Raw genomic sequence first — 22,663 nt, forward strand, 5'->3', positions numbered from 1 at the left:
ATATTCATGAAGTATATAATTTTAAAATTGATGATTTTTTATTGGATTATGACTACCAATACCATATCCGCCCAAGAAATCAAATTGAAAATTACCGATGATTCGGCCTATTTTTTGGAGGAAGCTGATAGTATTTTGGTCTATAGGGCTGCGGAAACATCCTTGAACGGACTTTTTAAAAGAGCCAATTATATTCATCCGCTGTATGGTTTGGATGGTACAGTCATTACGGAAGATTTTCCAGAGGACCACAAGCATCATAGGGGGGTCTTTTGGGCTTGGCATCAATTGTATATTGGCGAAACCCGTATTGGAGATGGCTGGGAATTAAAAGATTTACGTTGGGAGGTGGTTTCCTTGGAAGAAATCCATTCTTTAAGGGCGCAGAAAACCTTGAAAACCGAAGTCTTTTGGAAATCCCCTTTGTGGAAGGATCATTTGGGAAATGAAAAACCCTTGGTGAAGGAAACGACTTCTATTGCCGTCTATCCCAAAAAAGGAACGTATAGGGCCGTTGATATTCAAATAGAATTAGTGGCCATGGAACCGGATATGCGTTTGGGTGGTTCAGAAGATGTAAAGGGATATGGTGGTTTTTCGGTCCGGATGCAATTGCCGGAGGATATTCAATTTTTAGACGCTAATGGAAAAGTAATGCCACAAAACCTTCCGGTAGATGGAAATGGTTGGTTGGCATTTAAGGGGACCATGGATGTAAGTGGTAATGCCACACAATTGGTTATTATACCCCATAAGGATAATCCGGGTTATCCTAATCCTTGGATATTGCGTTCCAAGGCCAGTATGCAGAATGCGGTCTACCCGGATCCGGGAGCCGTTGCTGTACCATTGTCCATGGTAAAGCCCACAAGGATGAACTATCGCTTATTGATTTCTGACGGTAGCTTAACAACGGATAGTATCATTGAATTACAAAATTCTTTTTTTATAAAATAACCGGATGCATTTTTTTCTAGGTTTTGATGATGGCCTACTTTTGTAATCAGTATTTTTCTTATGGCCACTATTTTCAGGAAACCGCTTATTGACCCCGCCAAAAGCCCTATTTTTTATGGCTATGTAATACTTTTTATAGGTACAATTGGAATTTATTGTAGCATACCAGGTCAAACCATTGGTGTGTCGGTATTTACTGATCCCGTAAAAGATGCGTTAGGATTATCTAGAAATCAATTTAGTAATGCCTACATGATTGGTACTATTGTGAGTTCACTCGTCATTGGTAGGGCAGGGGTTTGGTTCGATACGTATGGTGCCCGATATGTAGCTTTCTTTGCAGCTTTGACTTTAGGGGTAACCTTGTTTTTGTGTTCTTGGTCTGCTATTATGAGCTCGTATATAAAAGAGCTTTTGTCATTAGATACGTGGATAGTGCCTTTTACGGTAATGACGGTTTTATTTTTTCTTTTACGTTTTGCAGGTCAGGGAGTTTTGACCATGGCCTCTAGAAACGTAATAATGATTTGGTTCGATAAAAATAGGGGTAAAGTAAATTCATTTAGTAGTGTCGCGCTCTCTTTCGGCTTTTCATCTTCACCCTTATGGGTCAACTTTCTAATAGAAGGGTATGGTTGGCAGCAAACATGGCAATTTCTAGCAATTGGGTTATTGATATTCAGTGTTTTTATATTCATTTTTTATAAAATATCACCTGAGAAACATGGTCTTCTGCCAGATGGAGCAAAATCGTTATCTGCACAGGAAGAAGAGAAAAAAGTAGTACCAAAACAATTCACACTTGACGAGGCTAAAAAAGAAAGAGCATTTTGGATGTACGGACTTACATTAGCTTTTAATAGTTTTTTTATCACCGGACTAACTTTTCATGTGGTCTCTATTTTTACGCACGAAGGTTTTATAAAAGAGGATGCTATAGCTATATTTCTGCCTGGGTCGGTGGTTGCTGTAACAGTTTCTACCTTGTTTAATTTTTTAAGTGATTATTTGCCGTTAAAACTGTATTTGTATTTAATGCTGTTAGGTGGATTTTTAGCCTCTTTAGGATTTTTGTTCTTATCCACTCCCGCAGGAATTCCAATGTTAATTGCCGGTTTTGGTATTTTGGGCGGATTTTTTGCAGTTCTAAATGCCGTAGCTTGGCCTCGTTTTTTTGGCAGATCTCATTTAGGAAGCATCACCGGAAAGATTATGAGCTTTTTAATTCTGGCAAGTGCATTGGCGCCTAGTATTTTTAGCTTGTGTTTGTCAACCTTTGGGTCATATGAAATGGTAGGATATTTAGGGTTAGCATTTTTGCTTTTTTTAGCAATCGGTTCTATTAAAGCTGATAATCCGCAGTAATGTAATATTTAGGAAAGTTATGGGCTAACAACTTGCAGTTCAAGTTGAAAACGAATTATCTTTATAAAAAAGTAGTATAATGGATTTAAATTTAGCGGTATTAATCGATGGTGATAATATTCCATCAGCTTACGTAAAGGAAATGATGGAGGAGATTGCTAAATATGGCAACCCAACAATCAAACGTATCTATGGTGATTGGACAAACCCTCGTTTAGGGAAATGGAAAAATGTATTGCTAGAAAACGCTATTACTCCTATTCAACAATACGGCTACACACAAGGTAAAAATGCCACCGATTCTGCTATGATTATTGACGCAATGGATATTCTTTATACTGGTAAGGTAAGCGGATTCTGTATTGTTAGTAGTGATAGTGATTTTACACGCTTAGCAACAAGATTACGAGAAGCAGGTATGCAGGTTTTTGGTATTGGAGAACGTAAAACGCCTAATCCGTTTATTGTTGCTTGTGATAAATTCATCTATATAGAAATTCTTAAAAGTAGAACAGAAGAGGAGACAACTGATTCTATTAGTAAAACCCCAGCGGAAAAGAATACCGTTGATAAGATTACGCCAAAAGCCCTGCGTTTTATAGCGACAACAATCGATGATGTTGCAGATGATGATGGCTGGGCATTTTTAGGTGACGTAGGTAGTTTGCTGCAAAAGAAACAACCAAATTTTGATTCTCGAAACTATGGGTTTCAAAAACTGACACCGTTAATTAATTCAATACCTCATTTTGAAATTGAGCGAAGAGAAGACTCCAAAGGGCGTAAGAAACTTATTTACGTAAAAATTAAAGAGAAGAATACTTCAAAAACAAAGAAGTAACCAAGCTGGTTAATTATTCTTTTGGATAATATTTTTATTTTCATTTTTCTTTGAAATAGGCTTAAAGCATTGTATTAGTTTTTGTATTTTTCAATTCAAACTCTAAGACTATGAACCGTATCCTATTGCTATTGTTGTGTGCTCTAATTCTCAATTCTTGTAAAGAAACTGAGAAGAAAAACTTGACTGAAGAACTACGGCCTATCGCTGAAGTGTTTGGTGAATTTTATGAGTTTAAAAAAAGCATCAATCCAATAGAAGCGACCAAAGCAGGTTATTCTCAATACAACGATACAATAGCCAATTATATCTCAGACGATTACATTTTTTATTTAAAAGACCGGTATGCCTACTTTTTAGAAGAATTGGATAAGTATGATTCTACAAAGGTAAGTGGGTCAGATTGGATGAGTTTGCGTGTAATGAAATGGGATTGTTCTGTGAAGTTGCAAGGGGTAATGAATCCCATCGTAACCGTGGCGTCACCAATTTATGATCTTCCAAGTTTTGAGTTAATGCCCCTTTTTCAAATTCAATCATTGCACCTTTATGTTGCCCAATTGGCAGGTGGTACAAGTGTTCAGCCATTTAATACGGTTGAAGATTATACGAATTGGCTAAGTAGATTAGACGATTATCTCTCTTTTTTAGATACTTCGATTGTGAAAATGAAACTAGGCATGGCCAAAGGGGTGGTTTTGCCAAAGGTGTTGACCTTAAAAATGTTGCCTCAAGTAAGGTCATTTATAGATATACCGTTAGAGGAGAATCTTTTCTATCAGCCTATATTGAATTTTCCAGATGGTATGTCAGATGTTGATAAGGATATATTAGAAAGTAATTATGCTGCTTTTATTAAGGATAAACTGACTCCTAAATATGTGGAGTTAAATCAATTCTTGACGGAAGAATATTTGCCGAAATGTAGAGAAACAGACGGACTTTTAGATTTGCCAAACGGAAAAGAAACATATCAATATTTAATAAAACTGCATACTACCACGAACATGAATGCCGATGAAATTCATGAATTAGGCTTGTCAGAGGTGGCGCGTATTTCAAGTGAAATGGAAATTATCAAAAATCAAATCGGATTTAATGGTGATCTAAAATCTTTTTTCAATTCACTAAGGACGAAAAAGGATTTAATGCCTTTCAATAATCCAGAGGAGGTAATTGCTAATTTTAATGCCATCAATGACCGTATTGCCTTAAGAATTGATTCTTTATTCGAACTAACACCGAAAGCGGGCTTTAATGTTCGCAGAACAGAAGCTTTTAGAGAAGCTTCGGCAAGCGCTGAATATACACCGGGTTCAAAAGATGGAACAAGGGCGGGTATTTTTTATGTGCCTATACCAAATGTAAAAACATACAATACAGTGCATGACGAAGCTCTGTTTTTGCATGAAGCAATACCTGGGCATCATTTTCAATTATCATTACAGCAAGAAAATAAAGACCTTCCAGAGTTTCTACATCCAGAAAGTATGGGTGTTTTTGTGGAAGGTTGGGCACTTTATGCAGAATCTCTAGGTAAAGAATTAGGCGTATATACTGATCCGTATCAATATTTTGGAATGTTAAGTATGGAGATGCACAGAGCTATACGTTTAGTAGTAGATACTGGTTTGCATGCAAAAGGATGGTCAAGAGAAAAGGCGATACAATATTCTTTAGATAATGAAGCTGAGTCAGAAGAAAGTATAATTGCAGAGGTAGAGCGTTATATGGCTACACCTGGTCAGGCACTTTCGTATAAACTAGGTCAACTAAAAATTAGGGAATTGCGAACAAAAGCAGAGAAAGCCCTTGGCACTAATTTTAATATTCGGGAGTTTCATAGTCAAATTTTGAATTCAGGTAGTTTGCCACTTGTGCTACTAGAAGAGAAATTAAATGGCTGGATAGTGAGTCAAAGTAAATAATGTAGTAAAATGCTGATAAATCAATAAAATATTAAAAGAATATGCACGTTTGAGACTCATAGTTTAACGCTAGCTTGAATAAACATGATTCAGATTATAGTAAAAAGTATTTTTTTGATTCAACTATTATATGTCTTTTCGGCAATAAATGTGCAAAATCTTGAAAGTAGCACCAATGTTTTACAAGATCAGATTGTTTCTAGTGAAACCATTTTAGGTGTTTGGAACTTTACCATGTCTAATGCAGAATCTGCTTACGAGAAAGGTGTATTGTTCATTTCTAAAAATGAAGTTACATACGATGTAGCCATTAAATATCCAGAAGGTATATATACATGTCAAGATGTTGTTATAGATATTGACCGCATTAATTTTAATGTAAATATAGCAGGCTTAGAACGTGTTTCATTTGTATTGATGGTAGAAGGAGACCGAATCATAGGGGAGAGCTATTCCAATGCTGGTTCTAGTCAAATTTTAGGTATACGTCAACTGCCTGTGCGTTAAAGATTTAAATCTTACCAAAAAAATACTTAGTTTTCAAGATTATTTGATGTCGCCCTAGTTGGCTTTCATTACTATTTATTGGTGAACTAATTTTTGTGTTTTGAAAAAACTACTACCCATTCTACTCGTTTTATTATCTGGTTGCGAACTCATGAAAGAGAAAGTCGACCTAATTATTGTAAACGCCAATGTATATACTGTAAATGATGAGTTTTCAAAAGCTCAAGCTTTTGCGGTACATGAAGGTAAGTTTCTTGCAGTTGGTACAACCGATGAAATTCGTGATGTTTATACCTCTGATCAACTTATTGATGCGGATGGTAGAGCCATCACGCCAGGTTTAATTGATGCCCACTGTCATTTTTATGGATTGGGATTAAACCAGCAATTAGTGAATCTTGTTGGCACCACTAGTTTTGAAGAAGTACTAGAGCGAGTTAAAGAGTTTCATGCTGTGAATCCTAAAACATTTTTAAGAGGTAGAGGTTGGGACCAAAATGACTGGGAGGTTAAGGAATTTCCAACGAAAACAGAATTAGATACTCTTTTTCCTGATATTCCTGTTGCTTTAGAGCGTGTTGATGGCCATGCTTATTTGGTCAATCAGAAAGCATTAGATATGGCGGGGATAGATTGGAGTACTAAAGTAGAAGGTGGCGAAATTGAAAAAAAATGGAAAGACGGATTTTCTGGTATAACAGGAATACTTATCGATAATCCTATGGCACTGATAGATAGTATTATGCCATCACCAACTTTAGATGATAAAATTAAGGCCCTAAAAGATGCAGAGCGTATTTGTTTAAATCACGGACTTACCACTGTAAATGATGCTGGGATCGATAGAAATACTATTGAACTTATCGATAGTTTGCAGCAAACTGGTGAATTGTCTATCCGTGTTTATGCGATGGTAAGTAACAATAAAGAAGATGTAGATTACTTTATTTATAAAGGACCCATTAAAACTGACCGTCTAAATGTTAGGTCTGTAAAAGTATATGGCGATGGTGCTTTAGGATCTAGAGGAGCTGCATTAAAGGAACCATATAGTGATTTACCTGGCCATTTTGGTGCAATGGTAACACCTGTTGCCGAAATTGAAAATCTTGCTAATCGTTGTTTAGCACTTTCAGAATATCAAATGAATACGCATGCCATTGGCGATTCTGCGAATATTGCTGTATTAAGGGTATATAAAAATGCTTTAGAAGGACAAGTGGATAGACGTTGGAAAATTGAACATGCCCAAATACTAACAGAGGGTGATTTTGATTATTTTGAGGATGGAATAATTCCTTCAGTACAACCAACGCATGCCACCAGTGATATGTATTGGGCCGAGGATCGTTTGGGTGAAAGAGTGAAAGGAGCATATGCGTATTAGACTTTATTGAATAAAGCAGGTATGGTAGCATTAGGCACCGATTTCCCTGTTGAGGATGTTAGCCCGTTTTTAACTTTTTATGCTGCTGTTTCACGTAAAGATACAAGCGGTTTTCCTAAAGGCGGGTTTCAAGTAGAAGAGGCTTTAAGTAGGGAAGAAACTCTTAAAGGAATGACTATTTGGGCTGCCTATTCAAATTTTGAGGAGGATGAAAAAGGAAGTATCGATCCTGGTAAATTTGCAGATTTTGTTATCTACGATAAAGATATGATGACCGTTCCCTTAGAGGAAATACCAAGTATACGCGCGGAGCAAACATTCGTGAATGGAGTAGTTCGTTAAAAACAAAAACCTCGGTCGTAGACCGAGGTTTTTAAAATAAATTATTTTTTAAAATTACATGGTAATCGGTACTGCAACTCTTGTTTTGTCCCAACCCATTACTAAATGTGCTCCACCTTCAACATCTTTGAAAGCAATTGAGAATTCTTCAAGCGACGCAGCATCAGAACCATTAGGAACTGTTACACGAATAACATCAGATGCTTCATCATAGAAGTAAGAACCCCATTGATTTAGATTTTTGTTTAAAATAACAGTCCAATTTTCAGCACCAGGTATAGTAAATAATGAATACGTACCGGCTTTAACATCTTTTCCGCCAAATTTCACGTCTTTATAAAAAGTTATCTCAGGAGCTTCATTTGCTCCAGTTCTCCATACTTTACCAGTAGGAGCCAATTCTTCCATAGAACGTCCTTTCAATTGAGGTCTACCGTATATAATACGAACCGCTTTTTCAGAAACTTTGTAGTCTGTTGGGTAAGCAGCCATATCCATAGGGCTTTTATCGATACCAGAAAATTCTTGAGCGGATACAGCAGTCGTTAAAACTAAGGCTAGCATTAAAGTAGCAAGTGCAAATGTTTTTTTCATAATAATTGTTTTGGTTAATTAGGTCATAAAACTAAACAGTTCCTTACAGTCTTATTGGTAAAAAGAAGTTAAATTTTAATTCATTACATTATTCTAGGTTCATTGGATAATTATGGCTTAAAATATTTTAAATTTAATTAAATAAAGGAAATATGATTATAATGTGTAATTAAAACAGGCGTATGTGTTTCTTAATTGAAACTATAAATGGATATTTGTATTCGAAATGATATAATAATTAGATTATGTGTGGAATAGTATGTGCATTTGATGTTAAGGAAAGTACCGAGGTACTAAGGCCTCAGCTTTTAGAAATGTCAAAGAAAATAAGACATAGAGGTCCAGATTGGAGTGGCATCTATGCAGATGATAAAGCAATCTTGGCGCATGAGAGATTGGCAATTGTAGATCCAGCTTCTGGTAAACAACCATTATTGAGTCCGAATGGTAAATTGGTATTAGCTGCCAATGGTGAAATATATAATCATAGAGAATTACGTAAGCAATTTGAAGGTAAATATGACTTTAAGACAGAGTCTGATTGTGAAGTTATATTGGCTTTATATCAAGAAAAGGGAGTTGACTTTTTAGATGAAATGAACGGTATTTTTGGCTTTACTATTTATGATGCTGAAAAAGACGAATATTTTGTTGCTCGTGATCATATGGGGATTATTCCTTTATACATGGGTTGGGACAAGAACGGTACTTTCTATGTGGCTTCAGAATTAAAAGCTTTAGAAGGTACATGTACTAAAATTGAGTTATTTCCTCCAGGTCATTACTTACACAGTTCCGATGGAGAATTGAAGAGATGGTATTCTAGAGATTGGATGGAGTATGATGCTGTAAAAGATAATGCTACAAGTATTCAAGAAATTAAGGAAGCATTAGAGGCTGCCGTTCACCGTCAATTAATGTCTGATGTACCTTATGGTGTATTGTTGTCAGGCGGATTAGATTCTTCGGTAACATCTGCAATTGCTAAAAAATACGCACAAAAACGTATTGAAAGTGGAGATACTACTGATGCTTGGTATCCACAATTACACTCTTTTTCTGTGGGTCTAGAAGGTTCACCAGATTTAGCGGCAGCTGAAAAAGTTGCTAAGCATATAGGAACTGTTCATCATGAAATAAAATTTACGATTCAAGAAGGTTTAGATGCTATTAAAGATGTAGTATACAACTTAGAAACGTATGATATAACCACCATTCGTGCATCTACTCCAATGTATTTAATGGCTCGTGTTATTAAGTCAATGGGAATAAAGATGGTATTGTCAGGTGAAGGTGCAGATGAGTTGTTCGGTGGGTATCTATATTTTCATAAAGCACCCAACGCTAAAGAATTTCATGAAGAGACCGTTCGTAAATTAAGCAAGCTACATATGTATGATTGTTTACGAGCTAACAAATCATTGGCATCTTGGGGTATAGAAGGTAGAGTTCCGTTCTTGGATAAAGAATTTATGGATGTCGCTATGCGAATTAACCCGCAAGATAAGATGATCAATGGCGAGCGTATGGAAAAATGGGTTGTTCGTAAAGCTTTTGAAGATATGTTACCGGAAAGTGTAGCATGGAGACAAAAAGAACAATTCTCTGATGGTGTAGGGTATAGTTGGATCGATACTTTGAAAGTGGTTGTGAACGAAGAAGTAAGTGATGAGCAATTGGCAAATGCCAAGTTTAGGTTTCCACTTCAAACACCAAACTCAAAAGAAGAATTTTATTACCGTTCTATATTCGAAGAGCATTTTCCTTCAGATGCGGCTGCCCTATGTGTGCCTCAGGAAGCTTCTGTAGCGTGTAGTACTCAAATAGCTTTAGAATGGGATGAAGCATTTAAAAATATGAATGATCCTTCTGGTAGAGCTGTGGCAAATGTTCATACCGATGCATATGTAAAACAATAGGGTTTGAATTAGTCAATGTTTCTATTGTAAAAAACCCGTCTATTTATTTAGACGGGTTTACTTTTTTTAATTGTAGTTAGACTACAAAACGTTATCATTTTTTTTAAGTTCTCCTTGGACTCTCCGGTCTTCTCTTGTACTCTTCCTAAAAGTTCACCAGATTTTTACCTTCAGCGTGCTTTAGATGGTCATCCGTTAGGTCAGTATATTTTTGTTTAAGCTTACCTTTTGCTTTGTTCAACTTTCCTTTAATTTACTCTTCATTCATGACAACTTATTTTAAGATTTTATTGCTGAGTTAATTTAGGTGTGTAAAGGAAATCTTAATATTTTCTTAGTCTAATCGATTCCGAACACATTGATTTTAATCGGATTAACTTCTGGTCGATATTGTAAGTGAAAGATTAAATTTTGAAGACGTTTTGCAAATTACGAAGTAGTACTAACTATCAATAACGGAATAATGTTTTTTGAGTCAATTTGTTCTAACATTTCATCTGCTTCTATAAAAAGAGAAATGAAGCAGCATTAGTGAATCCGTTTATAAGATTTGCCTTGATTGTGTTAATTTTCCACAATAATTGTTGATAACTTGCTTCAGCCCAATTGCTAGAAACATCATATTTCATGGGGTATTACGTATATTTGTAAGATTGCAAAATTTGAAGTAAAACAACCTTAATTTTATGAGCGAAGAAGCAAATAAGAAGAATTATTCCGCAGACAGTATTCAGGCCCTTGAGGGTATGGAGCATGTACGTATGCGTCCATCAATGTATATTGGAGATGTTGGGGTGCGTGGTTTGCACCATTTGGTTTATGAAGTAGTAGATAACTCTATAGATGAAGCAATGGGTGGCTATTGTGATACAATTAGTGTTGTTATTAATGAAGATAACTCTATAACCACAAAAGATAACGGTAGGGGTATTCCGGTAGACTTACATAAAAAAGAAGGTGTTTCCGCATTACAGGTGGTAATGACCAAAATTGGAGCAGGTGGTAAGTTTGATAAGGATTCTTATAAAGTTTCTGGTGGCTTACATGGTGTAGGGGTGTCATGTGTTAATGCATTGTCAGATCATTTAACAGCTACGGTTTATAGAGAAGGTGTTGTTTGGCAACAGGAATATTCAAGGGGTAAAGCTCTTTATCCGGTAAAAAGAGTAGGAGAGACTACGGAGAGAGGAACTATGGTGACCTTTCATCCAGATGAAACTATTTTCACCCAAACTATTGAGTATAGTTATGAGACTTTAGCGAATAGAATGCGTGAGCTTTCTTTTTTAAATAAAGGGGTAACAATTACTATTACCGATATGCGTCAAAAAGATGATAAAGGAGAATATGTAAATGAAACTTTTTATTCTGACGAAGGATTAAAAGAATTTGTGAGGTTTTTAGATAGTAATCGTGAATCATTGATACAAAGTGTCATCTCCATGGAAGGGGAGAAGAATGATATTCCTGTAGAAGTAGCGATGATTTATAATACAAGTTACACTGAGAATTTACATTCTTACGTGAACAATATTAATACCCATGAAGGTGGAACGCATTTATCTGGATTTAGAAGAGGACTTACTTCTACTTTAAAGAAATATGCCGATACATCTGGTATGTTAGATAAATTGAAGTTTGAAATTCAAGGAGATGATTTCCGTGAGGGATTAACAGCTATTATTTCGGTAAAAGTTCAAGAGCCACAGTTCGAAGGTCAAACTAAAACAAAACTAGGTAACCGAGAGGTTTCTGCTGCAGTGAGTCAGGCAGTTTCTGAAATGCTGACCAATTATTTAGAGGAGCATCCAGATGATGCTAAGATTATCGTTCAAAAAGTAATCCTTGCGGCTCAGGCTAGACATGCAGCTTCTAAGGCTCGTGAAATGGTACAGCGTAAGAATGTAATGAGCGGTGGTGGTTTGCCAGGTAAACTATCAGATTGTTCAGAACAGGATCCTGAGAAATGCGAAATATTCCTCGTCGAGGGTGATTCGGCAGGTGGTACGGCCAAAATGGGTCGTGATCGTAATTTTCAAGCTATTTTACCTTTAAGAGGTAAGATTTTGAATGTTGAAAAAGCCATGCAGCACAAGGTTTTTGAAAACGAAGAAATCAAGAATATGTACACTGCTTTAGGTGTTACCATTGGTACCGAAGAAGATAGTAAGGCATTGAATCTTTCTAAATTAAGATATCACAAGGTAGTCATCATGTGTGATGCCGATGTCGATGGTAGTCATATTGAAACTTTAATATTGACCTTCTTCTTCCGTTATATGAGAGAGTTGGTTGAAAGTGGTCACGTTTATATTGCAACGCCGCCATTATATTTAGTGAAAAAAGGCCAGAAAAAGCAGTATGCTTGGAGTGATAAAGAACGAGATGCAATTGCTGATAGTTATAGTGGAGGCGTGAGTATTCAACGATACAAAGGTCTTGGGGAAATGAATGCTGAACAATTGTGGGATACTACAATGAACCCAGAATTCAGAACTTTGAGGCAGATTGTTATTGATAATGCTACCGAAACAGATCGTGTTTTCTCTATGTTGATGGGTGATGAGGTTCCACCAAGAAGAGAATTTATTGAGAAGAATGCTGTTTATGCAAACATTGACACCTAGAAATCACTACTTACACAACAAAAACCTGCGCCTACAGCGCAGGTTTTTTAATTTTAGATAAAATTTTAGAAATGAAGAAGTTACTTGTATTTATTTTTATTGGGAGTTGCTTAACTGCAACTGCTCAAACAGAGTTTAATAATGTATTTGCAGCAGGTGTTGACGATGCCGAGCAGTTTACGTCCGATTATATGGCACCTTTATCAGAAAGTGTAGTTTACAGCTTAGCGACTGGATGGTATAATACAGCTGATGCTAAACCTTTAGGCGGATTCGAAATATCAATTATAGGTAACATTACTGGTTTTAAGAATAAGTCAGATAAAAAAGCATTTATCTTAGACCCTAATGATTATGAAAATCTTGATTTTGTTGACAATCCAGGCATTGCCAGAGAAGTTTCTACTGCTCTAGGGGATATTTCTGGAACTACTGTTTTTGTAGAAGGTGAGGTTGCAGGTTTTGCTGCTAGAAAAGAGTTTGATTTACCATCTGGACTCTCTGGGGAAGGTGTTGATTTTATACCTTCGGGATATATTCAAGCTAGTGTTGGTTTGATTAAAGGGACTGAAATAAAGGCTCGTTTTCTACCTAAAATGGAATATGAAGATGCCTCTATCAGTTTAATTGGATTTGGAATCCAGCATGACTTCACAAAATTATTACCAGCGGATAAAGTATTGCCTGTTGCAATTTCTGCAGTAATTGGTTATACCAATATTTCTGGAGATTATGATTTGACAAATGTTAATATTGTTGATGGTGAAAATCAACGAATTGAAGCAAGTATTGGAACTTGGAATTTTAGTGGGGTAGTTTCTACGAAGCTGCCGATTATTAATTTTTATGGAGGAATAGGGTATGTTTCAGGAAAGTCTGTAACAGATGTTTTAGGAACGTATCGAGTTACTGAAGGTCCTTTTGCATCAGAAACCTATATAGACCCTTTCTCGATTATTAAAAAAGTTAGTGGTGTTACCGGAACTGTAGGAACTAAACTTAAGTTAGGTTTCTTTAGATTAAATGCTGAGTATAATTTAGGTGAGTTTAATACGGCAACAGTTGGTGTTAATTTTGGTTTTAGGTAATTGAAGCTTAATATTTAATAGAGTCTTTAGTAATATAATTCTCTATTATAAAAAAGTCCAGTAAGATTGTTGTCAATCATATTGGACTTTTCTTTTGATTTAGGCTTAAAAGTATTTTATGAAGTTTGTAATCTGTTTGATTAATGTAATTATAATGAAGAGATGAACTTGGTATTTGTTATTTAGACCAGATGATAAGATTTAAATTCCATAGAAATGACTGTAAATAAAAAAGACTGCCCAGATTGCTCTGGACAGACTTTTTCCCATGGCCCTGTTAAAATTGTTTATTCCCTTATTGCCATTGTGGCACCATCCTTATTCTTAAGAATAAAATCATCTTCTAAGTTCTGAATGGTTATATAATTGTTGGGTTTATCTTCAAGACCTCTATACTCAATAGTATATATATCGCCTTGCTTGGACCAGTTGAAATCTGTTTTTATAGTAATTGTAGTGCCATTAATTTCATGATACCTTCCTAAATAGACATCATTGAATATCCATTCTTTTCGAACGGTTTGCTTAGATGAATTTTCTGTAGTAATGATTTTCGATTGTGACCATATCCCAATAATGGGATCATTGTTTTGTTCTATCCTAGAACAATTGGCCAGAAAGACTATGGCACATATGGCCACCAAAGAGAGGAACTTCTTAGTCATAAGTAGGTTAATTTATTTTTTTTGGATTTGGGATCCACAGTTATTAACGTGATCTATTTCTCGTTATTATTTATATTCGATGTATGGTAACTAATTTTCGATATCTTCGTTGAACCGCATTTTTTTTTAACATCACGTGCATTTTATCGATGTTTTTAAGGTGAATAAGTAGTAATTAAATGAGCTTCTCTAGACGATTTTTCGTCAATAAATACCTATTTTTGGATTGAAAATTCAATATAAATAAGGTCGGTGATCCTATTTTATAAATAATAATTCATAAAATATATATACATGAAAATTACAGTAGTTGGTGCAGGCGCAGTAGGTGCTAGTTGTGCAGAGTACATTGCTATTAAAGATTTCGCATCTGAAGTAGTTATTTTGGACATTAAGGAAGGTTATGCAGAAGGTAAAGCGATGGATTTGATGCAGACCGCATCATTGATGGGTTTTGATACTAAAATCACAGGCAGTACAAATGATTATGCTAAAACTGCTGATAGCCATATAGCTGTAATTACGTCTGGTATTCCGAGAAAACCAGGTATGACTAGAGAAGAATTGATTGGTATAAATGCTGGTATTGTTAAAACTGTTTCAAGCAACCTTTTAGAGCATTCACCAAATGTTATCATTATAGTAGTTAGTAATCCTATGGATACTATGACATATTTGGTACACAAAACTACTGGCATTCCTAAAAATAGAATTATAGGTATGGGTGGTGCTTTAGATAGTGCAAGATTCAAATATCGTTTAGCAGAAGCTATGGAAGCTCCTATTTCAGATATTGATGGTATGGTAATCGGTGGTCATAGCGATACAGGTATGGTTCCATTAACTTCTCATGCAACAAGAAATAGTATTCGTGTTTCAGAATTTTTATCAGAAGAAAGGCTACAACAAGTTTCAGATGACACCAAAGTAGGTGGTGCAACATTAACGAAGTTGTTAGGTACAAGTGCTTGGTACGCTCCCGGTGCGGCAGTATCATCAATGGTTCAGGCAATAGCTTGTGACCAAAAGAAGATGTTTCCTTGCTCGACAATGTTAGATGGAGAGTATGGTTTAAAGGATATCTGTATTGGTGTTCCAGTAATCTTAGGAAAGGACGGAATCGAGAAAATTATAGATATTCCTCTTAGTGATGCTGAAAAAGCAAAAATGAAAGAGAGTGCAGATGGTGTTTCAAAAACAAACGGTCTTTTAGAGTTGTAGTTTTTATACTCATAAACATAAAAGAAAACCTTTATAGTTCAACTATAAAGGTTTTCTTTTTATAAGAAGAGAGGTTTCAGAAATATTTATATTGTAAAAAATAGACTACCTAGTATAATCTTTCTTTTTATATTTGCCGCATGAATGCAAAATGGTGCATAAGTACTTTAATTATTATCCTAGCCTTATTAGGGCTAAGTCAAGAGCAAACAAAAGCTTCTAATCAGCAAATTTTATTACAATTTGCAGATGTAGAATTAGCTTCGGAAACCGCTCATGATGAGGTTTTGATAGCAATTACCAAAAGGCTAAAAGTCTTAGGTGTTGATGCTGTTGAGATAATAGAAAATGACGGGAGACAAGTAAGTATTCGTTATTATAGTGATGTTGATGCAGTTAGTGTTAAGGAATTTCTTACTCAAGAAAGCCAACGGTCATTAATGTATGACGATGAACTTCCTTTTGATTTTCCAAAAGAACAGCTTCCTGAAAAGTATAACCTAGTAGTGTCGGACCTGCATCAGCAAGCTGATAATGGATTGAGTTTATATGGAAATCTTGTTTTAATTCAAACGCAAGATGATAATAGATTTTCTAATCCAGTAATTCTACAGTTTAATAATGCAATAGTTTTTAAACAAGATGCTATAGTAAATGTATCCTTTAAGATTAATAGAATTATTGCAATAGCAATAGATAACACTTCAAAGACTATTCCAGAAGTTAGGGCAGGACCTTATGTTTATGGGAATAGCTAATTCCAATAATAAATATAACTAAGGAACGTAATTACTTTGCGTAAAAGTAGTTTGCTTTAGATTTTTAAATTAAACAAAATCGTAATCAACATAAATTAAATATATTATTAAAATGCAAAATAAAGGACTTATAAAGCTTTTTGCTTTATTATTTGGGTTAGTAAGTATCTACCAGCTATCCTATACTTTCATCACAAGCAAAGTAGAAAAAGAGGCTAACGTTTTCGCTACGAGCCGTATAACGGAATCAGAAGGTGGCTATGTAGCAAAAAGGGAAGTTGTAGCTGCAAATTATCTTGACTCCATTGGCAACAACAGTATTCTTGGGTATACCAATTATAATGAAGCCAAAAAGAAGGAGCTGAATAAAGGTCTTGACCTTAAAGGTGGTATCAACGTTACGTTACAAATCTCCATTAAGGATATCCTTAAAGGTTTGGCTAACAATACAAAAAGCCCTGTTTTCAATAAAGCTTTAGCTGATGCGGATGCTGCTTCTAGAAATAGTGATGACACTTACATTGATTTATTTTTTGAAGCTTTCGATAATATAAAAGGAGAAACTAAATTAGCTTCACCTGATATTTTCGCCAATAAAGGTCTTAGTGATGAAATCAATTTTCAAATGTCAGATGATGAAGTTAAGCCTATCATCAGAAGAAAAATTGATGAATCTATCGTTTCTGCTTTTGAGGTATTAAGAGAACGTATAGATGGTTTTGGTGTTACACAACCAAACATTCAAAGAGAAGGTAGTTCTGGACGTATTCTGGTAGAATTGCCAGGAGCTAGAGATATTGCTCGTGCTCAAGACCTTTTGTCTAGTACTGCTCAATTAGAGTTTTGGGAAACATACAAGCAAAGCAACACAAGCTTTAGCACATTCCTTATTCAAGCGAATGAAAAATTAAAAGATATTGTAGTGGTAGAAAGACCTGAGCAGATAAAGGAGGAATCTGAATTAGATTCATTATTGTCTGATGTTTCTGCTGATTCTTTAGATCTAGCAACACAGGTAAATCCATTGTACGAATTGTTGATTCCTGCAAACCCGGGAACTAATGCAATGTTCAGAGCAGCTATTAAAGATACTGCAACAATCGGTTCTTACTTAAGAATGCCAGAAATTAGAAGGTTATTGCCTGCTGATATTCAGTTCACAAAATTTGTATGGGAAAGACCGGCTTCAGAAGATGTTGAAGTAATCGATTTATATGCATTAAAATCTAACCGTGATGGTACTCCAAGAATTAGTGGTGATGTGGTAAGTGATGCTCGTGCAGATTTTGACCAGTTCAGTAAGCCTGCAGTTTCTATGACCATGAACACTAAAGGTGCTAAAGAATGGGAGAAATTAACAGGTGACGCTTATACAAACCAAACAGGTATTGCTATTGTTCTAGATAACAAGGTATATACCGCTCCAGGAGTTTCTTCTGGTCCAATTTCAGGAGGTCGTTCAGAGATTACTGGTAACTTTACGGTAAACGAAACTAAAGATATTTCGAATGTACTTAGAGCTGGTAAATTACCTGCTTCTGCAGAAATTATTCAATCAGAAATTGTTGGTCCTTCATTAGGTCAAGAAGCTATTGATAGTGGTTTTATGTCTTTCTTAATCGCAATGGGCATAGTGTTGTTATGGATGATCGCTTATTACGGTAAAGCTGGGGCATTTGCAGACATTGCATTATTGTTGAACATCATGTTGATTTTCGGAGTACTGACAAGCTTAAATGCGGTATTAACATTGCCTGGTATTGCCGGTATCGTTTTAACTATCGGTATGTCTGTAGATGCGAACGTACTTATCTTTGAGCGTATCAAAGAAGAGTTGGCAAAAGGTAAAGGAAAGAGCCAAGCAGTTGCTGACGGATTTGGAAATGCTTTGTCTTCTATTTTAGATGCGAACATTACTACAGGTTTAACTGCTGTTATATTATTTATTTTTGGCTCAGGACCTATAAAAGGATTCGCAACTACATTATTAATTGGTATTATAACCTCTCTATTTACCGCTATATTCATTACACGTCTATTAGTAGATTGGTATGTTGGTGGTAAAGGAAGAAGCTTAGACTTTTCAACAGGTTTGACTAAAAACCTTTTCAAGAATGTTAATATTGATTTCTTGGTTAAAAGAAAGAAAGCTTATATACTATCAAGTATTTTGGTAGCTATTGGTTTGTTCTCATTATTCTTCGGACCAGGACTACAACAAGGGGTAGATTTCGTAGGTGGCCGTTCGTATACAGTTCGTTTTGAACATCCGGTTAATCCTTCTGAAATTGCATCTGAACTGAATACTGTATTTGGAAGTGGTACCAATGTGAAAACATACGGTGAATCTAATCAAGTAAAAATAACAACTCCTTATAAAGTAGATGTTGAGGGAATAGAAGTTGATGTTGAAATTCAGGATAAATTATATACAACACTTCAAAAATACTTACCTGACGGTATGAGTAAAGATGCATTTACCTTAGGGGGTGCAAATGAGGAAGCTATTGGTATATTGCAATCTGTTAAAGTAGGTCCAACCATCGCAGATGATATTAAAAATAATGCCTTCTTGGCTATATTAGGTTCTCTAGCAGTAGTGTTCCTTTATATCTTGTTCAGATTTAGAAGATGGCAGTTCTCATTGGGTGCAGTTGTTGCTGTATTCCATGATGTATTGATTGTGTTAGGTGTTTTCTCCATATTCGGTAAGTTGATGCCATTTAACATGGAAATTGATCAAGCGTTTATTGCAGCGATATTAACGGTAATCGGTTATTCATTGAACGATACCGTGGTTGTATTTGACCGTATTCGTGAAACATTGTCAGAACGCGGCTGGAAAGGTGGCGAGAATATTAACTACGCTATAAACAGTACATTGAGTAGAACATTGAATACCTCTTTGACTACATTAGTAGTATTGTTGGCAATCTTCATATTTGGAGGTGAATCATTACGAGGATTTATGTTCGCAATGATTGTAGGTGTAGTTGTGGGTACATATTCATCTGTATTTATTGCAACTCCTGTAATGTTCGATGCATTAAGCAAGAAAATTACTTCTGGTAAAGAAGAATAAATATATTACTAACTCAACTTTGAAAATCGCTATCTCAAAAGGATAGCGATTTTTTTATGCGGTAGTGATATCACCAATTGAGCCTGAAGGTGATTTTTCTAAGGTGTAAATGCTCTTTGGTTCTAGGTAAGGTTCTTTTCTATGGGAAACGAATAGAATAGCTGTATTGGTTTCCTGTGCAATTTTGTTGACTAATGAAACTAATAAAGCTGAAGATTCATCGTCCATGCCAGTAGTAGGCTCATCAAGTATCAGTATTGGAGGATGTTTCACCATGGCTCTTGCAGTCATAACCAATCGTTGCTTACCTGTTGATAGTTTATTAAAATAGGAGTCTTTTATATTATGGAAATTTAATACTGATAGCCATTGCTTAATAACCCTTTTTTGAATGTCAGTTGGTATTGTATATAGACCTACGGAGTCAGTAAGACCTGAGATTAACATGTGTTCTACAGTGTGTCTGCCTTTAAATTTATTGGTCATCGCAGGTGAATAGTATCCTATTTTCTTTTTAATATCCCAAACGGTTTCACCGCTTCCTTTTAGGTTTCCAAAAAGGTATATTTCTTGTCCGAAAGCTTTTGGGTTATCTCCTGTAATCATTGAAAGTATGGTAGATTTTCCGCTTCCATTTGCACCGGCTAATTGCCAAAAATCCCCCTTATTAATAGTCCAGTTGATATTGTTAAGTATTTTTTTGTCTCCATAAGAAACGCTAACATTCTTAAAGTGTATTAATGGATTGTTTAAGCTAGCTATATTTTCTAAAGGTTGTGGTATACTTACGCTGCTATAGGCATGTTTCTTGGTTTTCTTTTCAAACGCTGAATCTTGAATTACAGTAAATGTGTCATAAGTTAGTCTTCCGAAATGCTTTATAAAGGAAAGAGCGTCTGCCTTTCGACTTGCTATTTGCACAAATGAAATGTGACTTGAATGTTTCTGTAGTATACTTTTAAATTCTTCTTGAAAAGTGACATCTAAATTGTCAAAGGGATTGTCTAAAATGATAAAGTCTGGTTTTTCATTAAGTAAATAATGAAGTAAGGCTTTCTTTTGCTCTCCACTAGACATAGTCTCCAGGGCCTGTTGTTCAGAGCTAATGATTTTATGGTCGTGTTTGTCTTCCTCGTCTATAAGTTTAACTAAGGTAAAAATAGAGTATAAAAGTCCTTTCTTATGTTGGTATTCTATAAGTTCATTTGGAATTTTACCCTTTTGAAAATCTTCTATGAAATTCTTTTTTGCAGAGTTATTGTCGATGTAGATTACCCAATGATTCATTTATACTTTAATTCTAAAAATATGTACAGGATTGTCTTTATAGGTAGTGCTGAAGTCTATATACATTCCATTTTTTAATGCTGTTTTCTGTGACGGAATATTATTAACTTGAATGATAGATATCAAACTATCTGCCCATTTATTCTCAAAAGCCACTTCTTTACATTTTTTAGCTGCTTCAAAAGCATAACCCTGTCGCCAATATTCTGGTAAAATAGAATAACCAATTTCTAGTTCTTCTTTGTTATTTACATGTTGAACTAAAAGACCTGCTAAACCAATAAGTTTATTGGTTTCTTTCGAAAAGAGTGCATTCATTCCACCTGACTGTTCTTCATAGCGTTCGAATATTCTTGAAAATTGTTCTTTACAGGCTGTAATGGGGTCTTTAGGTAAACCTGACCAATATTGACTACATAAAGGTTCTTGGTGAAAAGGGAGCCATCTTTCAAAATCAGATTTTGTTACTTTCTTAAAAAGTAATCGTTCTGATTCTTCATTGAACATTACATAGTCTGGCATTTAATTCTTGACTAAATTAATAGAGAAATAGGTAATTAATTACGACTGAAGCTAATGCGGTCACCAATCGAAATCCCTAATGCTTCTGCAAGACCACCATTTATTTCTAGAACATATTTTATTGGTGCCATTGAAGATAAGCCTGATTCATTAAAAGGTTGTGCATTTTCTTGCATGCTAGCAATTGTCATATCCTCTTTTATATAAATGATATCTAAAGAAAATTCAGTGTTCTTCATGTAAAAAGAGTGGGTAGCTACATCGGGAAAAATAAATAGCATAGCCTGATTGTTTTTCATGCCTTTTCTATACATCAATCCCGTTTGTGTTTCGTAATCCGTTTCAGCAAATTCTATGTCGAAATTTGTTTTTAAACTATCGCTAGTGTTTAAATACACATTTAAATTTCCTTCGTGAGTAAATTCAATCTGTTGTGTTGAAATGGTTTTTTTAGCATCTTCCTTGCAAGAGGAAAATACCAGCGGAAAAGCTGCTATTAAAACCCAAATTATAGATTTTAATTTTAGCATTAGGCAGTTTTAGTTTTTCTGAACATGAAGAAAAGACCAATTAGAATAAATGGAATACTCAACCATTGTCCCGTAGATAAAATACCCAAGGTATCTTCAAAACCACCTTGACTTTTCTTAACGAATTCTACGAAGAAACGTACCGACCAAAGTAACACGAAAAACAAACCGAATAAGTATCCTGGTTTATTCTTTTTGTCAGTTTTCCAATATAAAAAGTAAAGTAGTATGAATATGAACATATAGCATATACCTTCATATAATTGAGCAGGGTGACGGTAAGGTATTTCTGCTAAATATTCTGAAAATTGCGGATTGTTCTCTATTGCTGCATACGCGGCATTCAATGTTTTTTCTTGAGTAACACCTAATGCTTTTGATGGATGTAAATCATCTGAATCACGTATAAACTTCGTGGCGAAAATGAAGTTTTCATCAACAATTTTCCCATTAATTTCAGAATTAAAGAAGTTTCCTAAACGAACACAAAAGCATCCAATTGCAACCGGAATAACCATTCTGTCGAATATCCAAAGCATGCTGAATTCAGGATATTTTCTTGTGTACAAGTATGTTCCAACAATAATGCCTAAAGTGGCTCCATGACTTGCTAAACCTGTGAAACCTGTGAATTCATAACCATTTATTAGACCGAATAACAAACTACCCGATTCACTTTCGCGAACAGGTAATAGAATTTCAGCAAGGTGATTAGAGTAATAGGCCCAATCGTAAAAGAAAACATGTCCTAATCTAGCACCTAACATAGTGCCTAAAACAGTGTATATAAAAAGGGAATCTAATTGTTCTACCGATTTATTCTCGTTGGTAAAAATTCTTTTCATGATAAACCAACCTAAAGCGAAGGCGGTTATCCAAAGTAAATTGTAATACTTAATCTGTATAAATCCTATATTGAAAAGAGTTTCATTCGGATTCCAAATAATTCCTAAGAAATGCATGTGTTGTATTTTGAAAGGCTAAGATAATAAATAGCCAACAGACAATTCGATTTTGTAATACAGAGTTAGGGTAAAAGTTTA

The 22,663-nt window shown here is 35.2% G+C and carries 17 protein-coding genes and 1 pseudogene; 12 read left to right on the forward strand and 6 right to left on the reverse strand.

The window, feature by feature from the left end; translation table 11 throughout:
• Positions 1-6: 6 nt before the first annotated feature.
• The 6 genes and pseudogenes from B5X55_RS00860 (at position 7) to B5X55_RS00885 (ending at position 7,327) form a co-directional block, all read left to right on the forward strand.
• Positions 7-957: a DUF6807 family protein gene (locus B5X55_RS00860; RefSeq protein ID WP_079510507.1), complete on the forward strand. Its 951-nt coding sequence runs from the start codon at positions 7-9 to the stop codon at positions 955-957.
• A gap of 60 nt (positions 958-1,017) precedes the next feature.
• Entirely contained in the window at positions 1,018-2,322 is a 1,305-nt protein-coding gene (locus tag B5X55_RS00865) for an MFS transporter (RefSeq protein ID WP_079510508.1), read from the forward strand.
• Positions 2,323-2,401: 79 nt separating this feature from the next.
• Complete coding sequence (locus tag B5X55_RS00870) at positions 2,402-3,163, forward strand: NYN domain-containing protein (protein ID WP_079510509.1); 762 nt, start codon at positions 2,402-2,404, stop codon at positions 3,161-3,163.
• Between the two features lie 110 nt (positions 3,164-3,273).
• The gene (locus tag B5X55_RS00875) at positions 3,274-5,091 is read left to right on the forward strand and encodes a DUF885 domain-containing protein (protein ID WP_079510510.1); all 1,818 of its coding nucleotides are present in this window, start codon (positions 3,274-3,276) and stop codon (positions 5,089-5,091) included.
• 114 nt (positions 5,092-5,205) lie between these two features.
• Positions 5,206-5,598, forward strand: coding sequence for a hypothetical protein (locus B5X55_RS00880; RefSeq protein ID WP_143814372.1), 393 nt, complete (start codon positions 5,206-5,208; stop codon positions 5,596-5,598).
• Positions 5,599-5,749: 151 nt separating this feature from the next.
• Positions 5,750-7,327: pseudogene (locus B5X55_RS00885) on the forward strand (amidohydrolase).
• Between the two features lie 54 nt (positions 7,328-7,381).
• On the opposite strand, the gene B5X55_RS00890 reads toward B5X55_RS00885, so the two are convergent.
• On the reverse strand, positions 7,382-7,921 hold the full coding sequence (locus B5X55_RS00890; protein ID WP_079510512.1) for a DUF2911 domain-containing protein: 540 nt from the start codon (positions 7,919-7,921) through the stop codon (positions 7,382-7,384).
• A 245-nt stretch (positions 7,922-8,166) separates the two neighbouring features.
• Between B5X55_RS00890 and asnB the strand changes: the two genes are divergently transcribed.
• From asnB to B5X55_RS00910, 3 genes are all read left to right on the forward strand, one after another.
• Positions 8,167-9,840, forward strand: a complete 1,674-nt coding sequence (asnB, locus tag B5X55_RS00895; RefSeq protein ID WP_079510513.1) for an asparagine synthase B — start codon at positions 8,167-8,169, stop codon at positions 9,838-9,840.
• A gap of 686 nt (positions 9,841-10,526) precedes the next feature.
• The gene (gene gyrB, locus B5X55_RS00905) at positions 10,527-12,467 is read left to right on the forward strand and encodes a DNA topoisomerase (ATP-hydrolyzing) subunit B (RefSeq protein ID WP_079510514.1); all 1,941 of its coding nucleotides are present in this window, start codon (positions 10,527-10,529) and stop codon (positions 12,465-12,467) included.
• 71 nt (positions 12,468-12,538) lie between these two features.
• Positions 12,539-13,555 carry a DUF6588 family protein gene (locus tag B5X55_RS00910; protein ID WP_079510515.1) on the forward strand — a complete coding sequence of 339 codons (1,017 nt, stop codon included), beginning with the start codon at positions 12,539-12,541 and terminating at the stop codon, positions 13,553-13,555.
• A gap of 287 nt (positions 13,556-13,842) precedes the next feature.
• On the opposite strand, the gene B5X55_RS00915 is transcribed toward B5X55_RS00910, so the two are convergent.
• Entirely contained in the window at positions 13,843-14,220 is a 378-nt protein-coding gene (locus B5X55_RS00915; RefSeq protein ID WP_079510516.1) for a hypothetical protein, read from the reverse strand.
• Between the two features lie 294 nt (positions 14,221-14,514).
• Here B5X55_RS00915 and B5X55_RS00920 point away from each other — a divergent pair, with 294 nt between their 5' ends.
• The 3 genes from B5X55_RS00920 to secDF all read left to right on the forward strand — a co-directional run bounded on the left by B5X55_RS00920 (position 14,515) and on the right by secDF (position 19,281).
• Entirely contained in the window at positions 14,515-15,441 is a 927-nt protein-coding gene (locus B5X55_RS00920) for a malate dehydrogenase (RefSeq protein ID WP_079510517.1), read from the forward strand.
• A 140-nt stretch (positions 15,442-15,581) separates the two neighbouring features.
• Complete coding sequence (locus tag B5X55_RS00925; RefSeq protein ID WP_079510518.1) at positions 15,582-16,199, forward strand: hypothetical protein; 618 nt, start codon at positions 15,582-15,584, stop codon at positions 16,197-16,199.
• Between the two features lie 112 nt (positions 16,200-16,311).
• A complete protein-coding gene (gene secDF / locus B5X55_RS00930) occupies positions 16,312-19,281 on the forward strand; it encodes a protein translocase subunit SecDF (protein WP_079510519.1) in 2,970 nt (989 codons plus the stop codon).
• Between the two features lie 54 nt (positions 19,282-19,335).
• Here secDF and B5X55_RS00935 read toward each other — a convergent pair whose 3' ends face one another.
• The 4 genes from B5X55_RS00935 to lgt are packed head-to-tail and all read right to left on the reverse strand — an operon-like array spanning position 19,336 to position 22,582.
• Complete coding sequence (locus tag B5X55_RS00935; protein WP_079510520.1) at positions 19,336-20,568, reverse strand: ATP-binding cassette domain-containing protein; 1,233 nt, start codon at positions 20,566-20,568, stop codon at positions 19,336-19,338.
• Positions 20,569-21,090 carry a GNAT family N-acetyltransferase gene (locus B5X55_RS00940; protein ID WP_079510521.1) on the reverse strand — a complete coding sequence of 174 codons (522 nt, stop codon included), beginning with the start codon at positions 21,088-21,090 and terminating at the stop codon, positions 20,569-20,571.
• 35 nt (positions 21,091-21,125) lie between these two features.
• Positions 21,126-21,620, reverse strand: coding sequence for a DUF192 domain-containing protein (locus B5X55_RS00945; RefSeq protein WP_079510522.1), 495 nt, complete (start codon positions 21,618-21,620; stop codon positions 21,126-21,128).
• Positions 21,620-22,582 (reverse strand): prolipoprotein diacylglyceryl transferase, encoded by a 963-nt coding sequence (lgt, locus tag B5X55_RS00950; protein WP_079510523.1) that lies wholly within the window; start codon positions 22,580-22,582, stop codon positions 21,620-21,622. The genes B5X55_RS00945 and lgt overlap by 1 nt, the downstream gene beginning before the upstream one ends.
• Positions 22,583-22,663 lie beyond the last annotated feature (81 nt).

The organism is Maribacter arcticus (assembly GCF_900167935.1).
Classification (GTDB): domain Bacteria; phylum Bacteroidota; class Bacteroidia; order Flavobacteriales; family Flavobacteriaceae; genus Maribacter; species Maribacter arcticus.